This is a genomic window from Rhizobium sp. Leaf321 (assembly GCF_001423215.1).
GTDB classification, from domain to species: Bacteria; Pseudomonadota; Alphaproteobacteria; order Rhizobiales; family Rhizobiaceae; genus Neorhizobium; species Neorhizobium soli.
Map to the genome: position 1 here is coordinate 42,686 of NZ_LMOF01000005.1, position 19,896 is coordinate 62,581.

Annotated in this window: 20 protein-coding genes; 8 read left to right on the forward strand and 12 right to left on the reverse strand. The window is 58.5% G+C overall.

What is annotated here, in order from left to right; genetic code table 11:
- Positions 1 to 65: 65 nt before the first annotated feature.
- The 3 genes from ASF70_RS03925 (at position 66) to ASF70_RS03935 (ending at position 3,069) form a co-directional block, all read left to right on the forward strand.
- Complete coding sequence (locus ASF70_RS03925; protein WP_162237946.1) at positions 66 to 1,448, forward strand: AMP-binding protein; 1,383 nt, start codon at positions 66 to 68, stop codon at positions 1,446 to 1,448.
- Positions 1,445 to 2,197 carry an enoyl-CoA hydratase-related protein gene (locus ASF70_RS03930; protein ID WP_062577622.1) on the forward strand — a complete coding sequence of 251 codons (753 nt, stop codon included), beginning with the start codon at positions 1,445 to 1,447 and terminating at the stop codon, positions 2,195 to 2,197. Before ASF70_RS03925 ends, ASF70_RS03930 begins: the two co-directional genes overlap by 4 nt.
- A 185-nt stretch (positions 2,198 to 2,382) precedes the next feature.
- Entirely contained in the window at positions 2,383 to 3,069 is a 687-nt protein-coding gene (locus ASF70_RS03935; protein WP_082471747.1) for a GntR family transcriptional regulator, read from the forward strand.
- Between the two features lie 43 nt (positions 3,070 to 3,112).
- Here ASF70_RS03935 and ASF70_RS03940 read toward each other — a convergent pair whose 3' ends face one another.
- Positions 3,113 to 4,018 carry an amidohydrolase family protein gene (locus tag ASF70_RS03940; protein ID WP_062577626.1) on the reverse strand — a complete coding sequence of 302 codons (906 nt, stop codon included), beginning with the start codon at positions 4,016 to 4,018 and terminating at the stop codon, positions 3,113 to 3,115.
- 259 nt (positions 4,019 to 4,277) lie between these two features.
- On the opposite strand from ASF70_RS03940, the gene ASF70_RS03945 reads away from it, so the two are divergent.
- The 4 genes from ASF70_RS03945 (at position 4,278) to ASF70_RS03960 (ending at position 9,033) form a co-directional block, all read left to right on the forward strand.
- On the forward strand, positions 4,278 to 5,165 hold the full coding sequence (locus tag ASF70_RS03945) for an oxaloacetate decarboxylase (protein ID WP_062577628.1): 888 nt from the start codon (positions 4,278 to 4,280) through the stop codon (positions 5,163 to 5,165).
- A complete protein-coding gene (locus tag ASF70_RS03950) occupies positions 5,162 to 5,839 on the forward strand; it encodes an isochorismatase family protein (RefSeq protein ID WP_062577630.1) in 678 nt (225 codons plus the stop codon). Before ASF70_RS03945 ends, ASF70_RS03950 begins: the two co-directional genes overlap by 4 nt.
- A gap of 42 nt (positions 5,840 to 5,881) precedes the next feature.
- Positions 5,882 to 7,276, forward strand: coding sequence for a dihydroorotase family protein (locus ASF70_RS03955; RefSeq protein WP_062577632.1), 1,395 nt, complete (start codon positions 5,882 to 5,884; stop codon positions 7,274 to 7,276).
- A 257-nt stretch (positions 7,277 to 7,533) separates the two neighbouring features.
- A complete protein-coding gene (locus ASF70_RS03960) occupies positions 7,534 to 9,033 on the forward strand; it encodes an ABC transporter substrate-binding protein (protein ID WP_062577634.1) in 1,500 nt (499 codons plus the stop codon).
- 56 nt (positions 9,034 to 9,089) lie between these two features.
- On the opposite strand, the gene ASF70_RS03965 is transcribed toward ASF70_RS03960, so the two are convergent.
- The 11 genes from ASF70_RS03965 to ASF70_RS04015 form a co-directional block, all read right to left on the reverse strand.
- Positions 9,090 to 11,390, reverse strand: a complete 2,301-nt coding sequence (locus ASF70_RS03965; RefSeq protein WP_062577636.1) for a xanthine dehydrogenase family protein molybdopterin-binding subunit — start codon at positions 11,388 to 11,390, stop codon at positions 9,090 to 9,092.
- The gene (locus ASF70_RS03970; RefSeq protein WP_062577638.1) at positions 11,387 to 12,370 is read right to left on the reverse strand and encodes a xanthine dehydrogenase family protein subunit M; all 984 of its coding nucleotides are present in this window, start codon (positions 12,368 to 12,370) and stop codon (positions 11,387 to 11,389) included. Before ASF70_RS03970 ends, ASF70_RS03965 begins: the two co-directional genes overlap by 4 nt.
- Positions 12,367 to 12,861: a (2Fe-2S)-binding protein gene (locus ASF70_RS03975; RefSeq protein WP_062577640.1), complete on the reverse strand. Its 495-nt coding sequence runs from the start codon at positions 12,859 to 12,861 to the stop codon at positions 12,367 to 12,369. The genes ASF70_RS03970 and ASF70_RS03975 overlap by 4 nt, the downstream gene beginning before the upstream one ends.
- 15 nt (positions 12,862 to 12,876) lie before the next feature.
- Positions 12,877 to 14,061, reverse strand: coding sequence for an FAD-dependent monooxygenase (locus ASF70_RS03980; protein WP_082471749.1), 1,185 nt, complete (start codon positions 14,059 to 14,061; stop codon positions 12,877 to 12,879).
- Between the two features lie 281 nt (positions 14,062 to 14,342).
- Positions 14,343 to 14,561 carry a Rid family hydrolase gene (locus ASF70_RS23480; protein WP_062577645.1) on the reverse strand — a complete coding sequence of 73 codons (219 nt, stop codon included), beginning with the start codon at positions 14,559 to 14,561 and terminating at the stop codon, positions 14,343 to 14,345.
- A gap of 133 nt (positions 14,562 to 14,694) precedes the next feature.
- Positions 14,695 to 14,895: a hypothetical protein gene (locus tag ASF70_RS23875; RefSeq protein ID WP_274604878.1), complete on the reverse strand. Its 201-nt coding sequence runs from the start codon at positions 14,893 to 14,895 to the stop codon at positions 14,695 to 14,697.
- 738 nt (positions 14,896 to 15,633) lie between these two features.
- A complete protein-coding gene (locus ASF70_RS03995) occupies positions 15,634 to 16,020 on the reverse strand; it encodes a sigma 54-interacting transcriptional regulator (RefSeq protein ID WP_062577647.1) in 387 nt (128 codons plus the stop codon).
- A gap of 150 nt (positions 16,021 to 16,170) precedes the next feature.
- Positions 16,171 to 16,482 (reverse strand): hypothetical protein, encoded by a 312-nt coding sequence (locus ASF70_RS04000; RefSeq protein ID WP_062577649.1) that lies wholly within the window; start codon positions 16,480 to 16,482, stop codon positions 16,171 to 16,173.
- 77 nt (positions 16,483 to 16,559) lie between these two features.
- Positions 16,560 to 16,766, reverse strand: a complete 207-nt coding sequence (locus ASF70_RS04005) for a hypothetical protein (RefSeq protein WP_062577651.1) — start codon at positions 16,764 to 16,766, stop codon at positions 16,560 to 16,562.
- Positions 16,767 to 16,856: 90 nt separating this feature from the next.
- Positions 16,857 to 17,246, reverse strand: a complete 390-nt coding sequence (locus ASF70_RS04010; RefSeq protein WP_156461753.1) for a hypothetical protein — start codon at positions 17,244 to 17,246, stop codon at positions 16,857 to 16,859.
- Between the two features lie 129 nt (positions 17,247 to 17,375).
- The gene (locus ASF70_RS04015) at positions 17,376 to 18,272 is read right to left on the reverse strand and encodes a LysR family transcriptional regulator (RefSeq protein WP_062577655.1); all 897 of its coding nucleotides are present in this window, start codon (positions 18,270 to 18,272) and stop codon (positions 17,376 to 17,378) included.
- A 148-nt stretch (positions 18,273 to 18,420) separates the two neighbouring features.
- Here ASF70_RS04015 and ASF70_RS04020 point away from each other — a divergent pair, with 148 nt between their 5' ends.
- Positions 18,421 to 19,431, forward strand: a complete 1,011-nt coding sequence (locus ASF70_RS04020; RefSeq protein WP_156461754.1) for an NAD(P)-dependent alcohol dehydrogenase — start codon at positions 18,421 to 18,423, stop codon at positions 19,429 to 19,431.
- Positions 19,432 to 19,896 lie beyond the last annotated feature (465 nt).

Sequence of the window (19,896 nt, forward strand, 5' to 3'; positions counted from 1 at the left end):
CCGTAGCGCCTTTCAATCCCGCCGATACGCCGATCGCAACTTCAACTGTAATGGACGACGCAAAGATGACGACGGAAACGCCAAGCTTCACCCTGCCTGACATCCTGCGCCAGCCGAAGGCGGAAGTCGAAGCGCTGCAGGACCGGCTTTTGCAGACGATGGTGCAGCTTTGCTACGATCACCATCCCTACTATTCCAAGCTGATGCGTGCTGAGGGTCTAAAGCCGGACCATATCCGTACCCGCGCCGATCTCAAGCGGCTTCCGCCATCATCAAAGAAGGAGTTCCTGGCTGACCCTGAGGCCTTTCGTCTGCGACCCGAAGGGTTGCCCGGGAACGAAGGCATTCTCTGGAAGGTGATCTACACCACCGGAACGACCACGGGGAAGCCGGCGCCGATCTTCGTCACGGCGCATGATCATTTTGCCTATATGTTCGCCTTTCAGGACCGCCGCGAACTGGTCGGGCTTACCGATGCCGATCGGGTCGCCAACCTTTTTCCGATGACAGGTTTCCCGATGGGTGCGTTCTCTCGCGCAGCGGACGAGGCCGGCGCCATCGGCGCTGCAATCATGTTCGGCAATACCGGCCGGACCGACTCGATGTTTCCCGTCAACCGAAGCCTCGATTCCGCGGTCGTTGCCATTGCCCGCCATCGCGCCACGGTGCTCTGGGGGGTCGCGGGCTTTGTCCGCCGGATCCTCATCCGCGCGCAGGAGACCGGCGCGGATTTCAGCAGCGTCCGGATGGTCATGACGACGGGCGAAGCGTCGTCTCCGGCGATGCGCGAAGACTTCCGCGAGCGCATGCGCAATCTCAACTGCGCCGATACCCAGATTGTCAACCGCTATGGCTCGACGGAGCAGGGCGGCACGATGATTGAATGCTGCGAAGGCAGCGGTTTCCACAGCGCACTGCCGGACCAACTCTACCACGAGGTCGTTGACGACGAGACTGGCAAGAGACTGGCGGATGGCGAAAGTGGCATGCTGGCATTCAGCCATCTCAATCGTCGCGGCACGGTGTTCCTTCGCTACAAGATGGGCGACGTGGGGTCACTTACGCATGACAGTTGCCCACATTGCGGTCGTACTTCGGTGCGCCTGTCCTCAAAGCCGACTCGAACCGGTGATATCGTCAAAATCCGAGGCGCTTTGGTCAATCTCGGCAACCTCAAGGAAGAATTCGACCGGATGAACGGGATCGACGAATACCAGATCGTCGTCGCCTCGGAAAATCCGTCTGATCCGTTTTCGATGGACGAACTTGTGATCCGCCTTGCCCCGGCGCAGGGAAGGGCGTCCGACATGTCCGACGTGATGGTCGAGGAGGTGAAGCGGCTGACCAACCTCCGCCCGCGGATCGAGCTCGTCGAACGCGACAAGATCTACGATCCGACCTCGCCGGCGAAACCGAAGCGCATTGTCGATCAACGCCTGGCCAGATGAAATCTGATCCGGACATCGATGGGGAGGTAAGGTACGACCTATCAAACGGTGTCGCGACGATTTCCATTTGCCGCGAGCACAAGCGCAATGCGCTGACGCCACGGCATTTCTCTCGGCTTGTCGATCTTCTCGAAAAGGCAGCCAGCGAAGCAAGCGTCAGGGCAATCGTGCTGACGGGTGAGGGCGAGCGCTCATTCTGTTCGGGCGCGGACATTTCGTCCAAGGACGTCTTCTGGCAGGGCCTTGAGGAAGGCACGACGACAGGGCTCGGTGACTACCTCCGATGCTGCCGCCTATTGTCCAAACCTCTTATCGGCCGGATCAACGGCCACTGTTATGCCGGCGGTCTAGGGTTGCTTGCAGCTTGTGACCTGGCAGTTGCTTGCGACGACGTGCGGTTCTGTCTTCCGGAAATCAAGCTCGGCCTGTTTCCGTACGTCGTTCTTGCCGGCTTCGACAACAGGGTCTCGAGAATGGCGCTTACATCGCTCGCCCTGAGCGGTCTGCCGATATCCGCCGCGAAGGCTCTGGAAATCGGGATGATATCCCATTGCGTACCGCGTGCGGAACTCGATGAGGCGCTGATGGATTTGATGCGCGAGCTCACTCTTCAACCAGCGCGGTTGATTTCAGAGGGATTGCGGGCTTTGAAGGGCCACGACAGCCAAGCCTACATGAACAGCATCGATGCGGCAGAAGCACGGATCAGGGCGCTTGCCAGCGAACGCCACTCGTTCGCAGTGAAGTAAGGCTTAAATCCATGTTTGAAAGCAAATTCAACGTCTTGTGGAGGCAACGTGTATGTGGGGAGGCCTGCACCACCGGCGATTTCAGTTGAGCGGAGCGTCGAACAATATTATGTTGACAGTCAACGCCGCTATACCTTCGGAAATCACGCCGGATGTGTCGCTTCTGCGCATCTGAGGAGCATGGTTTGTCAACGATTAAGCCCATAGTCACATCGTCTTTGAGTTCCGAGGCCTTCGATAAGGTCGTCGAAGCGATCACGTCCGGCGAGTTTGATCCCGGCCAGCGGATTTCCGAAGCGGAACTGGCTCGCAATCTCGGCATCAGCAGAGGCCCGCTGCGCGAAGCGCTCGGGCGGCTGGAAGGCAAGCTGGTCAAGCGGACACCGCGGATTGGAGTGCGGGTTATCTCCTTCACCAAGGAGGATCTCGAATCCCTGTTTCTGACGCGCGAAGCCCTGGAAGGCATGTCCGCGCGTCTCGCTGCCGAGCGGATGACGTCAAGGCAACTCAAGGATCTACGCGAACTGCTTGAAAATCACGCGCACCAGCCAGAACTGGCGGCCGGAGAAGCCTATGTACAGCGGTCACGGGACGAGGATTTTCACTTCGCCATCATCCACAGCGCCCAGTGTGAGCGCATCGAACGGCTGTTGATGGATGAAATCTATTATCAGCTGCGGATCCATCGCCGCAAGTCGAGCGCCCAGCCTGGCCGAGCTCAGGCGGCACTCAAGGAACACCACCTGATCGTCGAAGCTTTGGAAAGTCGCGATCCGGACAAGGCGGAAGCGGCGATGCGAACGCACCTGCGCAATGCGCGGTTCAGTTCGCTGGCGTCAGTCGCCATAGAGCCGACGCAAAAGACGGCCTGACAAGGACAAGCGCGACGCCTTGCCTCGCGCTTGTCCCTAAATCCTAGCCGGGTAGATTGAACACTTTGATGGCATTGTCACGAAGAAGCTTGCGCTTGGAAACCGGGCGCATGTCGAACTCGTGAATTTCCTTCATCGCGCGTTCCGGATCGATCACCCACCAGTCCGTACCGAACAGGAATTTGTCCTGACCGAACGTGTTGGCGAAATGCACGGCGGAGGCGCCCCAGTGTTTGGGAGCGTAGGCGTCGCCGCACATGAAGACGTTTCTGTGCTTGGTTGCAACGCTGATCATTTCCTCGGTCCATGGATACCCGAGATGGATCCCGATGATCGTCAATTCCGGAAAATCGATGGCGATCCTGTCCAGCGCCATTGGTCTTGCAACGGTGGCGAGCCGGTTGTCGTCCCGGTAGACGAGGCAGTGGCCGACCTGCATCATGATCGGGATGCCCAGTTCGGCACATCGGGCGTAATAGGGATAGTAGATCGCTGCGTCCGGCGACTGGCCGAACCAGTGGGGATAGAGATGCGCACCAACGAAGCCGTATTCGTGCACTGCCTTGTCGAGTTCCTTGAGCCCGGCAATGCCGCGCAGGGGGTCGATCCCAGCAAGCCCTGAATAGCGGTGTGGGTGCTCCTGGCAGGCCTCGTAGACATACTCGTAGGGTATTTCTGTTGACGTGCTCATGCGGCGATCGCCGCAGCGCGTGGCAATCAGCAGCGAGCGTTCGATCCCCGCACGGTCCATCTTCTCTATGTATTGTTCCGGGGTCATGCCCTTGCGATGAGACTCTTCCATGCGGACCTGATCGCGAAAGTTCTCGTCCGTAGGCACCCGCTTTTCAGCGATTACGCGGGGTGTGTAAAAATTGGTGACGATATCGATGGCGCCATAGCCGTCGCGGGTGTTGGAACTATTGAATTCGTAGGCTCTTTTTTCGCTCATCTGCACTCACCGGCTCTCATTGACAGGTGCCAGTTTGGCCATTAACGCATAACTGTCAACAGTTGGCCGTTCGAATTTTGTGACATCGCAGTGAACATGCCACTCGCGTCGGAATGCACAGGCGTTGATTGGGAGGTGGGCCTAGGTTCGTCGCCCAACGCCCGCATTGTGCTGAACGCGAATCTTTGTAGACTGTTGACAGTTAACGGTGAGTGGCTATGCTCACTTTTACCTACGACCTTTAAGGATGAGAATACGGATGTCAAAAGCCACACAACTCAAACGGATCGTGGCGCGCCGTGACGCGGTTATCGTGCCCGGTGCCGCAAACGCGTTGAGCGCGCGGGTGATCGAAGATCTTGGCTTTGAGGTCGTGTATCTCACTGGCGCTGGCTTTGCGAACACGTCCCTGGGTGTGCCGGATATAGGCCTCACGACGATTACGGAAGTGACCGCAATGACGGCGATGATTGCCGATGCAGTCGATCTGCCCATCATCGTTGACGCGGATACCGGCTTCGGCAATCCGCTGAATATGGTGCGTACCGTCAAGATGCTGGAGCGCGCCGGGGCCGCGGGGCTCCAGATCGAGGATCAGGTTTTCCCGAAGAAATGCGGTCATTTTTCGGGCAAGGGCGTGGTGCCGCTAAGCGAGATGCTGGACAAGCTCAAGGCGGCTCTCGACACCCGCACCGACCCCGACCTGCAGATTATCGCCCGCACCGATGCGGCTGCAATCGAGGGTCTGGACCGGGCAATCGAGCGTGCGCAAGCGTTTGCCGAAGTCGGTGCGGATCTGACCTTTGTCGAAGCACCGCGATCGTTCGAAGAACTCGCCAAGATCACGCACGAACTGAAGACGCCACAGGTCGCCAACATAGTCTTCGGCGGCAAGACACCGGATCCCGGCAATGCACGCCTCTCGGAGATGGGTTTCTCGATCGTCCTTTATGCCAACGCCGCTTTGCAGGCATCAGTCCGGGCCCACTACGAGGTGCTGGGGGCGCTGAAGCGCGACGGGTCGCTGGATGCTGTGGCGCATCGTCTTGCATCTTTCGACGAACGCCAGCGCGTCGTGGCAAAACACACCTGGGATGCGTTAGAGGAACAATATAGCGCAAGCCGAATCAAGGGAGCGGCCGAATGAGTTATCCTTGGGATGGGATCGTCAGCGAAGAGGAACAGGCGGCCTACAAGGCGGTAGGGTTCGGCAGTCCGTCGGGGATCGGAAAACGTCCGGCCCTCCTCATCATTGACGTGCAATACCGAACCGTCGGCTCGCATCCAATGCCGATGTCCGAGGCGATCAAGGAATATGCGACGTCCTGCGGTGACGTCGCCTGGGCTGCCGTGCACCGCATTCGGGTGCTGCTGGACCTTTTCCGTGCCAAGGGCTGGCCGGTGATGTATCCGCATGTCGCACCAAAGCTCTCCTTCGACGCCGGTCGTCTCTCGGAGAAGGTGCCGAGCATCATGGGCATCCCGGCTACGGGATATGACTTCGTCGAGGATATCGCACCGGTCGAGGGCGACATCCTGCTGCCCAAGAAACATCCAAGCGCATTCTTCGGCACGCCGCTTGCGAGCTACTTGATCAACGCCCAGGCCGACACTGTCGTCGTCACGGGGTGTTCGACCAGCGGCTGTGTCCGTGGGTCTGTCGTAGACGCCTTCGCCTACAATTTCCGAGCCCTTGTCCCGCACGATGCAGTTTATGACCGTTCGCCCACTTCGCATGCGGTCAATCTGTTCGATATGGCGGCAAAATATGCCGATGTCGGTTCGACGGACGAGATTGTCGATAAGCTCCGCGCCATCTGACCCGTCTGCCGGCCTGGTCTTTTAACAAGTAGCGAGTTCATCATGACAACGTGTGACCTGGTAATCAGAGACGGTGAGGCAATCCTGCCGGAAAAGGGCAGGACACGCTGCGATATCGCCATCTCCGGTGGCAAGATTGCTGCCATTCTGGAGCCGGGCACTGCGCTGGAAGCCACAGAGACCCTGTCTGCTCAAGGTCTGGTAATCTTGCCGGGACTGATCGATCCGCATCTGCATCTCGGTCATGGCGGCGATATTTCGAGGCCTCGCGAGCCGCAGGATGCCGATCGCGAGACGGCTGCGGCCGCGGCAGGCGGCATCACCTGCTTCATCCCGTATCTTCTGGCAACCGAGCCGTTTGAAGACGTTTTTGAAGAGGTCGTAGGCGTTACCGAAGGCGGTGCGCGCATCGATTTCGGTTACCACTTTATCATCTCGACGCCGGAGCAACTTGCGGCTGTTCCCCGTTACGCGGCTGAAATGGGTGCGCCGACCTTCAAGATTTTCATGAACAACCGCGGTGGTGAGGGCAAGCGTCTCGGCCTGCCTGATATCGATGACGCCTTCTTGTTTCGCCTTTGCGAGCTCGCGGCCGAGAACGGCGGTATGGTCTGCCCGCATCCGGAGAATATTGAAGTCGCCTGGGTTCTGCGCGACCGGTTGAAGACCGATAGCGGAGGGCTCGGCGATCTGGCCCTTTGGAACGCCTCACGGCCACCATTTGTTGAGGCGGACGCAGTTCAGCGTTCGGCCTATCTTGCCCAGCAGGCGGGTTCACCGCTCTATGTGGTGCATACGTCATCGAAAGAAGCTCTTGAACTCGGGCTCATGCATCGGGCCCGCGGCGCAAAGGTCTATTTCGAAACGTGTCCGCATTATCTGACGCATGACGTAACCTGGTCAGGCGGGCGCATGGGCAAGATCAATCCGCCTCTGCGCGAGCGCAGTGACTCCGAACGGCTCTGGCAGGGGTTGCTGAACGGCGAGATCGATACCGTCGGGACCGATCATGTGCATCGCGACATTTCCTCCAAAGCCGCAGATATCTGGTCGGCCTCGCCGGGATGTCCGGGTCTCGAAACCCTCCTGCCGGTTCTGTTGACGGACGGCTTTCACGACCGGGGCCTGTCTCTGGAGCGTATCGCCGAGCTGACTTCGTCCAATCCTGCAAGGCTGATGGGGCTGGACCACGCCAAGGGAAGGATTGCCCCAGGCCTGGATGCGGATCTTGCGCTGGTGGATCTCGACGCTCGCTGGACGCTGAAACGGGAAGACGTCAAAAGCGCTGCCGGCTATTCGATCTACGAAGGCAAGGTGTTCACAGGAAGCGTCGAACATACCCTGGTGCGCGGACAGTTCGCGCTCAAGAACCGGGCGTTGGCAGATGATAGGGTTGGAAGCGGTCGCTACGTGCATCGCAAGCTTAACTTTGCTTGAAGCTACTGCCGGACTCCGCGAATACGCGCGTGCTTTGACGGCACAACTCTCAAGATGTAAGAAGGCAACTGTTGACAGTCTGCAGTTCTCTATTTAGCTTCCCAGGTGGATGTATAGACATCCAAAGCATTGGGGAACAAAGGAAAAGTCGCGGATAAGCGACATCCTGAACGTTGGTCTCATTTCCTTACTATTAGATCGGCGCTCGCCAGTTCTCGGTCATAACGCGACTTATCGCCACTCTCCGGGAGAATTTGATGACCTATTTTGAACGCATAGTCCAAACGGCTGGAGCCGCGTCACTGGCAGCGTTGCTGCTGACCGTGCCGGCGTTGGCGGCGGCGCCGCAAACCTTGACCGTTGGCCTGTCGGGAGATTTTCCGGCGCTTGACCCAAGCAAGGACACGTCTCCGCTTGGCACCAACTACCGCATCAACGTGTTCGATGCCTTAACCGAGATCAAGCGCGACGGCAGCGTCAATCCGCGTCTTGCTGAAAGCTGGAGCTACAGTCCTGACCTTCTGGAGTGGACCTTCAAGCTGCGCAAGGGCGTAAAATTCCACGATGGTGGCGATCTTACCGCCAGTGACGTGGTGTTTACCGTTGAAAAGGTCCTGGCGGACAACACGACGCCACTGCGCCAATTCCTGAAGATCGTGAAGACCGTCGAAAAGATTGACGACTACACCGTCAAGTTCACGCTGGTGCAGCCCTATGCAATCTTCAATCGCCAGATCAGCTACACATACATCATGTCGAAGGCCTATTTCGACAAAGCCGGCCCGGATGCCTATGCCAAGAAGCCGATCGGTACAGGCCCTTACAAGCTCGTCGAGTGGGTCAAGGACGACCGCATGGTTCTTGAAGCCAACGAGAGTTACTGGCGCGGTGCTCCTGCTATCAAAAAGGGCGTGTTCCGGCCAATCCCCGCAGAAGCCAGCCGCGCCACGGCGCTCCTGTCCGGTGAGGTCGATCTCGTCGCCGAGCTGCCACCGTCACTGATGGCACAGTTGAAGGCATCGCCTGAGCTGACGGTAGAGACAGCCCCGGGCTTTCGCGTCAATTACCTTACGTTTAACGTCAACAAGCCGCCGCTCGACAATCCGCTGATCCGCGAGGCCGTGGACAAGGCAATCGACCGGGACAGTATCGCCAACAAGCTGCTGAGAGGCGTCGGCAAGTCGACCGGCATCATGGTGCCGCCGAGCAATGTCGGATACGACCCCTCATTCAAGCCGACCGCCTACGATCCCGAGGCTGCCAAGAAGCTGGTCAAGGAATCCGGCTACAAGGGCGAGGTTATTCCGCTCCAATATCCCAACAACAACTTCGTGATGGCAAACGAGGTCGCGCAGGCCATTGCAGGTTATATGACGGCGGCGGGATTGAAGGTCGAGCTGAAGCCAATGGAATTCACCGCGTTCTTTCCGCTGTGGCTTCAGGCCAAGTTCGACGGCATAAGTTTCTTCGCCTTCGGCTCGTCGCAGTATCACGCGGAGACGGTCCTTCAGACCCTTTACGAGCAAGGTTCACACGCCTACAAGGTCGATCCGGCTAGCGACGTTCTGGTCAAGAGACAGCGCACAGAAGTGGATCTGCCGACCCAGCAGAAGACCATCAGCGAGATCTTCGCCCAAGCGAGCAAGAACCGCTACTACCTGCCGCTTTACGATCAGCTGCAGATTTTCGGCATCAAGAAGACGATCAGCTATAAGCCATTCCCCGATGGTGTCGTGCGTTTGTACGATTTCAAGTAAGCAAACCACAGAAGGCGGCACGGAAGTGCCGCCTTCTCCCGTCTTCCAGACCGAACTCAGTCCAGAATTTCGGCTATATTGAGCGGAAGCCTTCGGAACCGTTTCCCCGTCGCATGGAAAACCGCATTCGAGATCGCGGCGGCAACTCCGACGATGCTGATTTCTCCGACCGGCTTGCCACCCATTTCCGAGGCCCTGTAATCCTCAACGCCGACAGAGATTGTCTCGATCGAGGGGATGTCGGCATTGGTGGCGATCAGGTAGTCGCCGAGACTGTTGTTGATGACGCGGCCGTTGCGAGGATCGACATTGCCGGCCTCAAGAAGCGCCTGGCCAATTCCCATGATGATACCGCCGCGCCACTGGCTTTCCGATAGTTTCGGATTGTAGAGCCTCCCGCAGTCCAGAGCAGACACGACACGGCAGACGCGCACAGTGCCGAAATCCTCATCGACCCGGACCTCGATGAAATGGGCACACCAGGAATAGACCGAATAGCCGCCGTTTGGCGGTGCCTGCATCCCCGTTGTTGTCGTGTAGGATCTGTATCGGTCTGCAGCCGATACATCTGTCGGGAAAGTATCGCGCGTGACCTCGATGATTTCGGTCCCGGTAGAGCGCAGGATCTCGTAAACTGGAATGGTCTCCTGCGGCGCCATTGCCGAAGAAACCCGTCCGTCCCGGACCTCAAGCGTATTTGCCTGCAATCCCGCGAAAGCAGACCCTTTTGCCGTCAGGGCGATTTCGATCAGCCGTTCCTTGGCTGCGATTGACGCCTTGTGCACGACGCCCGCCATCAGGCTGGCGATCTGCGAGTTTCCAGCAATGGGCGCGCGGGGCAGGATGCTGTCGCCGAGCCTGACCGTGATGTCGTCGATGGCGATGCCAAGCGCATCGGCGGCAACCTGCGCCAGGACGGTATAGGTGCCGGTGCCCATATCAATGGCGCTGGATAACACTTCGGCAGAGCCGTCTGCGAGGATGCGTATAGTCGCTTCGGCTGGCGTATGACGCGCTGGAAATGTTCCGCACGCGAGGCCCCAGCCAATGAGTTCATGTCCGTTCCGCATCGATCTGGGTGCCATCGGGCGGCGGTCCCAGCCGAAAGCTCTAGCGCCTTCCGCCAAGGCATCGCGCATTTTTCGCGACGACCAGGGTTCGCCGGTCTGCGGGTTCTTCTCGGCCTCGTTGATCAGTCGCAATTGCAGCGGGTCGATATTGGTCGCGTAGGCCAATTCATCCATCGCGCATTCGAGCCCGAACGCGCTTGGATTCTTGCCCGGAGCCCGCAACGCGCCTGGAAGCACTGTGTGAACCGGAACGGCGTTTTGCCGCGAATGAAAATTGTCGACGCCCCACATTACCGCTGTTGCCTGATTGAGTTGCTCCAGTCTGATGCTGTCCATCGCGGTCTCGCTGGCGCCAGTCTGGAGAATCGAGACGAGCTTGCCAGTCTTGTCGGCGCCGAGCTTGAGTGTCTGCCAGGTGGCGGCGCGACCGCCAAAGGCGGTAAATGTCTGCGCGCGGGTGACCGCCAGTTTTACCGGCCGGCCAATCGCGCGCGCGGCCATGGCGGCAATTGCGCCATGCGGCATCGCAAATACCTTGCAGCCGAAGCCGCCGCCGACATAGGGAGAAATCAGCCGAACCTTTTCGAAGGGTAGACCGAACCATTCCGCATAGGTTCTGGCCATGCCATCCACCCACTGGCTGGGCTCATGGATCGTCAGCTGGTCACCTTGCCAATCAGCAATGACCGCATGCGGCTCAAGCGGCACGTTGTATTCGCGCGGCGTCTGGTAGGTCTGCTCGATCTTGATCTCGGCCGCATCGAACGCTCCCTGCGCATCGCCCCAATCAAGGTCGGCGCGTGCGACGGCGATGCCGGCGCCGGCATTGGCTGCGTGGAAATCGGCAATGACGTCGGCTTCGCGATAGGTGATGGCGAGGAGGGACGCAGCTTCCTCGGCCTGCTCGCGCGTCTCGGCGACAACGGCGGCGATCTGCTGGCCGTGGTACAGCACGGTGCGAGCCAGAGGATTATAGGGCTCGGTCCTCATCGGGCCACCGACCGGATCTGTTGCGGGACTGAGCGGCTCGATCGTTTCCGCCGTCATTATCAACAGAACGCCGGGTCTGCTGTTTGCGGCGGTAGCGTCGATCGAGAGTACCTCGCCGGCACCGATTGTGGCCTGGACCAGCACTGCATGAACGGTGTTTTCCAGCACGTAATCCTGGGCGTAAGTTGCTGCGCCATGCACCTTCAGCGCGCCTTCCGCCCGTTGAAATGACTGGCCGAGCCGCATCGTCCCGTCGGCTGCGTCGCCCAGTTTGCGGTCTTCAGTATGAATTTTCATCTCAAGCCCGCCGCTTCCATGATGGCGCGCTCCACGACGTTGCAAAGCAGCCGGGGCTTGTGCCGATTATCCTCAGTGGTGAAGGCGCCGACGGCTGCAAGTGTTGCGGCTTCCCGAACTGCGTTATGCGTCAGGATACGCCCCGCGAGTGCAGCCTCCACCGCGAAGAGACGCCACGGCCTGGTGGCTACGCCGCCGACGGCAACGCGGATCTCCCGCACACTGCCGTCCCTATCGTCGATTGCAAGCGCCACCGCGGCGCTGGCTGCGGCGAATTCATAGGACTGGCGATCGCGAACCTTCAGGTAGCGGGAGTTTCTCGCAGCCGAACTGACCGGTACCGAAATGGCAACGATCAGTTCGCCGGCTTCAAGCACCGTTTCCCGCTCAGGATTGGCAAGCGGGCAAAGAAACAAATCAACGATTTCGACATCGCGGCTGTCGAGATGGATGGTCGCCGACAGTGCGGTCAGGGCAATGGCCATGTCGCCTGCATAGGTGGCGATGCAAGACGGGCTCGTCCCCAGTATTGCGTGGTTATGAGTGACGCCACCCAGAGCGGCGCAGCCGGAACCCGGTCGTCGCTTGTTGCAGCAAACAAACGCAGCTGGGTCACGGAAATAGGCGCATCGGGTTCGCTGCAGCAGGTTGCCGCCGATCGATGCCATGTTGCGGATCTGCGCCGAGGCGGCAAGATCGAGAGATGCCGTGAGGGCCGGCAGATGCCTCGCGACAAGCGGATGCCGGGCGACGTCCGACATTTTCGCAAGAGCGCCGATCCTGATCCGGGATGCTTGCAGTTCGATGTCGGTCATGCCGGGGAGGGCGGTGATATCGACGACCACCGCCGGCCGCTCGACATTGCATTTGGCAAGATCGACCAGTGTCGTACCGCCGGCTAGAAGCATGGTCTCAGGCTGTGTGGCCAATGTCTTGGCCTCGGCGATCGATCCGGCTACCTGGTATGAGAAATCCCTCATCGGCTTTCCCGGGACACGCGCCGGATTGCCGCGACGATATTGGGATATGCGCCGCAGCGGCAGAGGTTGCCGGACATTGCCTCGCAAATTTCATTGTCGGTTGTGGTCTTCCCCTCGATCACGCAGGCGATTGCGGACATGATCTGGCCGGGCGTACAGAATCCGCATTGGAATGCGTCCTCCTCCAGAAATGCGGCCTGAACGGCGCAGCCGATGTCATGTGATCCGGCGCCCTCGATCGTTGTGATCTCATGCCGCTCGGCCTGTGCGGCAAGGGTCAGGCACGATAGAACGCGGCGCCCATCGGAAAGCACGGTGCAGGCACCGCATTGCCCATGATCACAGCCCTTTTTCGTGCCGACCAGATGCAGGCGTTCGCGCAGAACATCCAGAAGAGTGGCCCTCCCATCCGCCGTCGTAAGGTGCCGATTGCCGTTGACCCGCAATCGCAGGACACGTGCCGATGAGGGTGACGGATCAGGTTCGCACATCAGCGGCCACCGATCTCATAACGCGACGGTGGCCGGGTCGTAGCCATAGAGTTCGGGATTGGTATGAGGACGCTTCTTGCTGAGAAAGGAGTCGGTGTCGGGATCCTGGTAAAGCTCACCCTGTAGCCGGGAATTGATCAGGATATCCGTGGTCCGCGGCAGGCGGATTTTTTCGTACGTATGAAGGGCTGCCTGAAGGTCATCCGGGGAGGCGGCGCATGCCCGTGCCAAGACCACAGCGTCTTCGATCGCCATCGCGCCGGCAAGGCCGAGAAAGGGAAGGATGGGGTGAGCGGCATCGCCGAGCAGCGTGACCCGGCCATTCGTCCACTGCGTCAGCGGCTCCCGGTCATAGAGCGCCCATTTGATCAGGTTCTCGCTCGGTGCGTGTTCGATCAACCCGGTCAGGCTTTCATGCCAGCCCGCATACTGGCCGTGCAACTCCTCACGTGTCGCAGGTGTCGACCAGCCTTCGTCTTTCCAGCCGTCAGTCTTGACGATGCCGACACAGTTGAGGATCGTGTCGTGGCGCACCGGGTAGCGGTTGAAGATGCAGCCGGGACCGATATAGGTGCCGGCCGGCCGTCCACCAAGAATGTCGCGCACGCGTTCCATCGGAACTAGAAAGCGGTAGGCGACCTGCCCTCGAAATTGTGGCGGCGCCTCGTCGAACAACTGGCCGCGGATCGGCGAGCGGACCCCGTCGGCGCCGATGATGATATCGCCTCTAACCTCGGCGCCGTTCTCGAGCATGACCGATGCGCCGTGATCGTCCTGCTCCACACGGGCAACCCGTGAGCCAAGATGGATCGTGTCCGTGCTGACCTCCCGGATGGCACGCTCCAGCATGCTTTGGAAGTCGGCGCGGTGGATTCGATGAAACCAACTGACGCCGTTTTCATCAACGGTCTGTCCGGCGCCCATGAACTCCGACATCGCCTCACCGGTCTTGTAGTGGTAGACGATCGGATTAAGCGAGAGATCGGCGAGTTCCCTCAGTTCCTTGCCGAGCCCAAGGAAGTCCATGGCTCTTGTCGCGCTTGGCTGGACAGTCAAGCCTGCGCCGACCTCGCCAAGAGCGGGTGCCTGCTCAAAGAGACTGACCTTGAACCCCGCGCGCAACAGCCCGAGAGCCGCCGACATGCCTCCAATTCCACCTCCGGCGATGAGGATGTGAGCGGAACGATTGGTTTGTGACATATGGATGGCTTCGCCCCGATCGTTAAAGTTCACAACACGTAAACTGTCAACAATTGACAGTGTTATGGCTGCGATGTCAACAGAGGTGCAAATTCTTGATCCGCGAACCTATCATCTAGTGGCGTGCGATCGGATATCGTCGCTGGTCGCATCCTCATGGAATGCAGGTAGTAGCGGATGTTCGCCGGAATGACGCCGGCCGCATGCCAATCTTGAAATGTCAAAACGAAGAGAAACTTGGGATCGTTCTTCTTTCGCAGCAGCGACACCACACGCCAGCATCATTGCGCAGTGGTAAACGTGATCTCGACCAGAATGTCGCGATTGGCAAGACGGCATTCGCAGGAGGTGCACGCGGGCGGTTTCTGGGGGGCTATCCAGCCGTCCCAGATATCGTTCATCGCATCGAAGTCGGCGATGTCGCGCAGCCAGAGGGCGGCGGTCAGCAAACGCGCCTTGTCGGTTCCGGCCGGACCGAGCGTCTGTTCCGCTTTCGCCACGACTTGCCGCGTCTGGCGGTAAGGCCAGACAGATAGACGACGCCCGCATGAATGACGATGCGGCTCATGGGCGATCCGGTTTCGAAGCGTTCGATCATGGCAATTCTCTATTAGATAAGAGGTCGAATGGTGGTCAAAACAGACGCGTGGTTTCGCCTTCGCCCTTGAGCGCGGCAAGGGCGCCGAGCGTGATTGGCTTGACGTGATTGCGCAGATGAAAATAGCCGATCTTTGCGGGCGATTGTCCAAGCTGCTGCGCCAAAATATCGGTCACGGTCAAGCCGCAAAGACGGCCCTGGCAATGGCCCATGCCGTTGCATAGAAAGGTTTTCAGCTAGCCGGGGCCCTGCGTGTCGTTTGGCACCTAATCGTGAGAATGCGGCCGTTCATCCAAGGTTGAGCATTTAAAATGAGACTAGCGTGACGTGAATCCCGGTCCGGCACGACGATATAGCTAGACAACCTTCTGTAATCGTCGAGATTTGTAAAGGTATCGCGAGCGAGATGTTCGTAATGAATATCGTGATGAATCTCAAATTAAGTGCCAAATCTCAAATTACGTGAAGCGCTAAGGATATGAATTTGTGGAAATATCTGTCTTGCGATTAAATACCAAAAGGCAGCATATGACGACTGCCTCTCGCGGGGATAGGGTATTAGATTCGCATCCGTTCAAGGCGGCCGATTTTACAAGTCTAGTGCACTCAGGCCCCGCAACCAAATCATCATTATTGAAAAACACCCGTAGCGACAAGCTGCGGGTGTTTTGCGTTTGGATTACTTTACGTGCGGGGCTGGAGCGAAGTCTCCAGCCGTAACCCGCACTTGCGATCCTATGTCCCGAGCCGTCAGACAATGCCGAGTGCCTTCACCTTCGAGGCAAGCGTTATCGGCTTCATGTCCAGGAGTTCGGGGGCCCCTCCTTTCCCGGAGACTTTGCCGCTGCAACGCTGCAGGGCATTGCTGCTATTGTCCAAGTCTTGCCGGCGCATCTGGCTTCCGTGAGGACCGCTCCAGCCGCATCGGATGGTAAAGGGCTGCGCCCTGCTGGGTGCAGGAGCGTCCGGGAGGTCTAAATCCATGCGGCACTGTCGCGCCAAAATGGCGGCCGTTCGTTCACGTTCTGCAGATCGCGGACATTGCCCGGCCAGGCATATCGCTGCAGGGTCTGAAGGTTGGCGTTCGACAGCGTCAACTCGCGCCGGTGGGCGACGCTCTGCCGTCCCGTAAAATGCTGGGCGATGAGGGGAATGTCTTCCCTCAGGTCCCGCAGAGGCACCGACTCGATCGGGAGGACCGCCAGACGGAAGAAGAGATCCTCCCGAAACTCCGGGTTCTGCACGGCCTGCTTCAGATCGAGATAGGCGGCTACGCTAATCCGGAGAATGACCGGATCGATCTCGACGTTACTGTTCGCAATGATGCCAGGCATCAGATGGGCGGCCAGTTCCGCGAGCACGGCCGCGACTAGTTCGTGCTGCCATCATGCGTCGACTGTAGACGTCGCGAGGTGGGATAACGCGTCCGTCATGCCTTGTTGGCAGCAAAGAACACGGTCTGGATGAAACCCATCAGGCGGGAAGTCACCCGTCAAGGTGCCGCTGATACGTTATCTGGGAGATATACACTTTGACTGGACGCCGCCTTCGCCGATGTGGACGTCATTGACTGCATCGTAGCTCAGCCGATACCGGGCGGCGCACCATGTAATATGTTGGACTTCGCTCGGCGACAGCTTGGAGGAATTCGCGGTCGCCAAACCTTGTCCATTCTCGGCATATGCCGAGGCCGAGTTCCCACCGAAAGCTTCTGCGTTCGCCTGGGGCTCGGGGAACTGAAACGCATTGGCAGGGGCCACGAAAGCGGCAAACATGAGACCGCTGAAGGAGACGATGGAGGCGAGCTTGGCGACGTTGCGCATCTGAGAACCGATCTTCTATTCACTTGAAGAACGGATGTTGCGCGATTTTAGTTCCTTTCGTCGGTGCTGCGGGCTTCTTAAGAGAATTTCGGGAACCAGAAAGCGGGATCAGACGGTGGAAATTGAGAACACAAGTCTCGCTCAGGAAGAACATCCACGAGGTCCTTGGGGCGGTCGAGCCACACTGCCGCGCCCTCGACGACCTTCGATCGTGGTTGCGCCTGCTTGAAGTCGATCACCCGCTTACTGCCCAACGGCGTGATCATCGCGAAATGGTCGTTCACATCCGACTTCCAGCAAACGGGTATTCATCAGACCACTCCCACCTATCCCAAGTGGCAGCCTTGCCCGCACCAGAAGATAAGAAGACAGGATTAGCGCGCAGGCAGCATGGCTCGGCCGGCATTTCTAATTGTGAGCGCTGAGTCCGCCATGGGTGCGATAAGGCCGCTTGCTATCGCTGAAGCGAGGGCCTCTGTGAATTCGGCACCTTCGAGGCCATGCTTCTTCGAAAAGTTTTGCACAGCACCGCGTGTTGAAGTCGGTGATACGCCAAACTTGTTATTCTTAAAAGCGTTGACGATGATTTGGTTTGATTCGTCCAGGGTCATGATCATTCCTATGTGATGCAACGTGCTACCAGCAACCGGATCACCTTCATAGCGCCTAAACCGTCGAGCGTGTCCTTTCGTGCTCAAAGCAAGAGATTGATCGCAGAAGGCGTGCGTATGACATTGGTCTATCGCAAACTCATTTTCCGCCATCCTGCCTTTCCCTCCGTCGGTCAACACCATCTTCCTCAATGTCGCGCGATACGGTCGGGTCAAAACAGCGAATTACCGGTTGCCTCCTTCTGAAAGGCTGGGAAGCAATCTCTCGCATCGGCCGATCGTCTAAGAGCTCCTGGCTTTCATGAAATCGATGAATGCCCGAACAGATGCGGCCATGTGAGAGCGTTCGGAGTAGTAGAGATAGAAGCCGGGGAAAAGCTTGCAAGCCGGTTCGAGCACTCGCTTGAGCTCGTTGGTTTTCAAATAGGGTTCCACCAGGTCCTCGATGAGGTAAGCCAGTCCAAGTCCCTCGCGAGCTGCTGAAAGGAGTAGCTCCGTATCGTTGACAGTAACGACGTTCTCGACATCAACATCGAGGACGCCATCGGCACCTTCGAACCGCCATGGGTACAGGGCTCCCGTGCTTTTCCACTTGTAAGTGAGGCAGAGGTGGTCCTTGAGGTCGGCTGGCGCCTGAGGCGGCGGCCGATTAGCAAAATAAGAGGGTGCGCCCACAACCGCCATACGCAGATCGGGCGTGATCCGCACAGCGATCATATCCCGGCTGATCTGCCCGCCAATCCGAACGCCCGCGTCAAAACCTTCCGCAACGACATCCGTGATATCGTTGTCTATCACCAGATCAAGGCGGACCTCAGGATAGGCAAGACGGAACTGGCGCAGTCTTGGCAGAACCGCAATCTGCGCGGCAATGCTCGGCAGATTGACACGAACCACGCCCTTCGGCTCACTCTGGTAGGCTCCGACGGAGGAGACGGCGTCATCCATCCCCATCATCATCGGCTTGATGCGATCGTAGAGCACGCTTCCCGCTTCCGTCAGCCCGACACTGCGGGTGGTTCGATTAAGGAGGCGTATCCCGAGACGGCTCTCTAACGCGCGGACGATGCGGCTCAAAGCAGAAGGCGATATCGCCAGCCGTTTTGCAGCACGGCCGAACGCCCGCTCATCGCAGACTGCGACAAAGGCCTTGAGTTGGGAAAATTCCGCACCGTCCATTATGATCCTCAAAGGCAATACGTCATGCCGAATTGATACCATATTCAACCACAATCGCCATGCTGCATAACTGTGACAGGAGACAGGGTGAACGGACCGATGAACTATCGGGTCGCAGTCGTCTTCCGAAACGAGCGGAGATGCGACGATGAAGCGCTGGGAAATTGACGCGGTTGGCAGGCAGCACCTGAAACTGAACGATGTCGAAGTGCCAAAACCTGGTCCGAAAGAGGTCTTGATAAAAGTGAACGCGGTCGCGCTGAATTACCGCGACAAGATGGTTGTCGAGACAGGACGAGGACTTCCTCTGACCTTCCCTTTCACGCCGGGCTCGGACCTCGCCGGAGAAGTCGTCGGTCTCGGACAGGGCGCTTCCCGATTGAGGTTGGGCTCGAACGTAATCTCGACGGCAACGCCGGACTGGATCGACGGTCTGCGCGACGGCACTGCCCGAACGCCCGCCTATCAAACATTAGGTGGCTTTTATCCGGGTGTGCTGGCTGAATACGTCGCGATGCCGGAAGACTGGTTTGTCGTGGCACCTGAGACACTCACCGCCCGGCAGGCTTGTACACTCCCAGTCGCTGGTCTTACGGCCTGGTTTGCGCTCGTCGAGCGGGCGGGCGTTCGAGCTGGCGATACGGTGCTCATCCCCAGCACCGGCGGCGTTGCTCTGTTCGGACTGCAGATCGCAAAAGCTCACGGTGCAAGGGTGATCGTTTGTGGTCGACCTGAAAACGAAGACTACGTGAAGGCCCAGGGCGCGGACCATTTCATCGACGCAAGCACCGACTGGATGGAAACGGTTTACCAGTTGACGACGGATCGGGGCGTGGACGTCGCCCTGGAGGTTATTGGCGGCAAGCATTTCGGCAAATCCATCCAGGTCACGACGGTGGGCGGTCATGTCTGTCAGATCGGCGCGCTCGACGGTTGGGACATCAGTTCCGCAGCTATGCCGCTGATGCTCAAGGACATAACAGTTCATGGTATTGGAACTGGGAGCAGGACGGCGCTGGAAAGGTTCGTTAGAGCGATCGATCAGACGCGTATCGTCCCTGTTGTGAACTCCTGCTATTCTCTGGCCGATCTTCCAGCGGCCTTCGACCATTTGGATCGAGGAGCATTTGGGAAAATCGTCATCGACGTAGCCGAATAGAAGATGCCGCAGTCAGCAGTCGGATCACCTGTATCAATGCCTCAAAAACCGATCGTAGCGGCACGCCGCTACGATCGCCGGTAGACGCTTCGGGCCGCATGCGGGAATAATTTCCGCACCGCGCCCCGCCAATCGGTCATTCGCGACCTTGGACCTAAATCCCGTAACCAGTCGTTCGCTGCGCCTTCGATGGCAAGCCAATAGCTTTGTGAAACACTTGTCTCAGCTTCTGAAACGGGGAGACTACGCTGTCGGATCCAGTGAAGGGTTCAAATCTTGATCCCTCGAGCTGACTGGATTTGTAATGCTGTTTGATTTGCATTTGATTGCCGCTGACTTTCGATGAGTTGGCTGGCATCCCTATCGCTCATGGGCAGTCCGAACAGGTATCCCTTGATCAGACGCGGCTTGAGGGCAGCAAGAACAGCCATCTCCTATTGGGTGTCGACGCCTTCGAGCACGCAC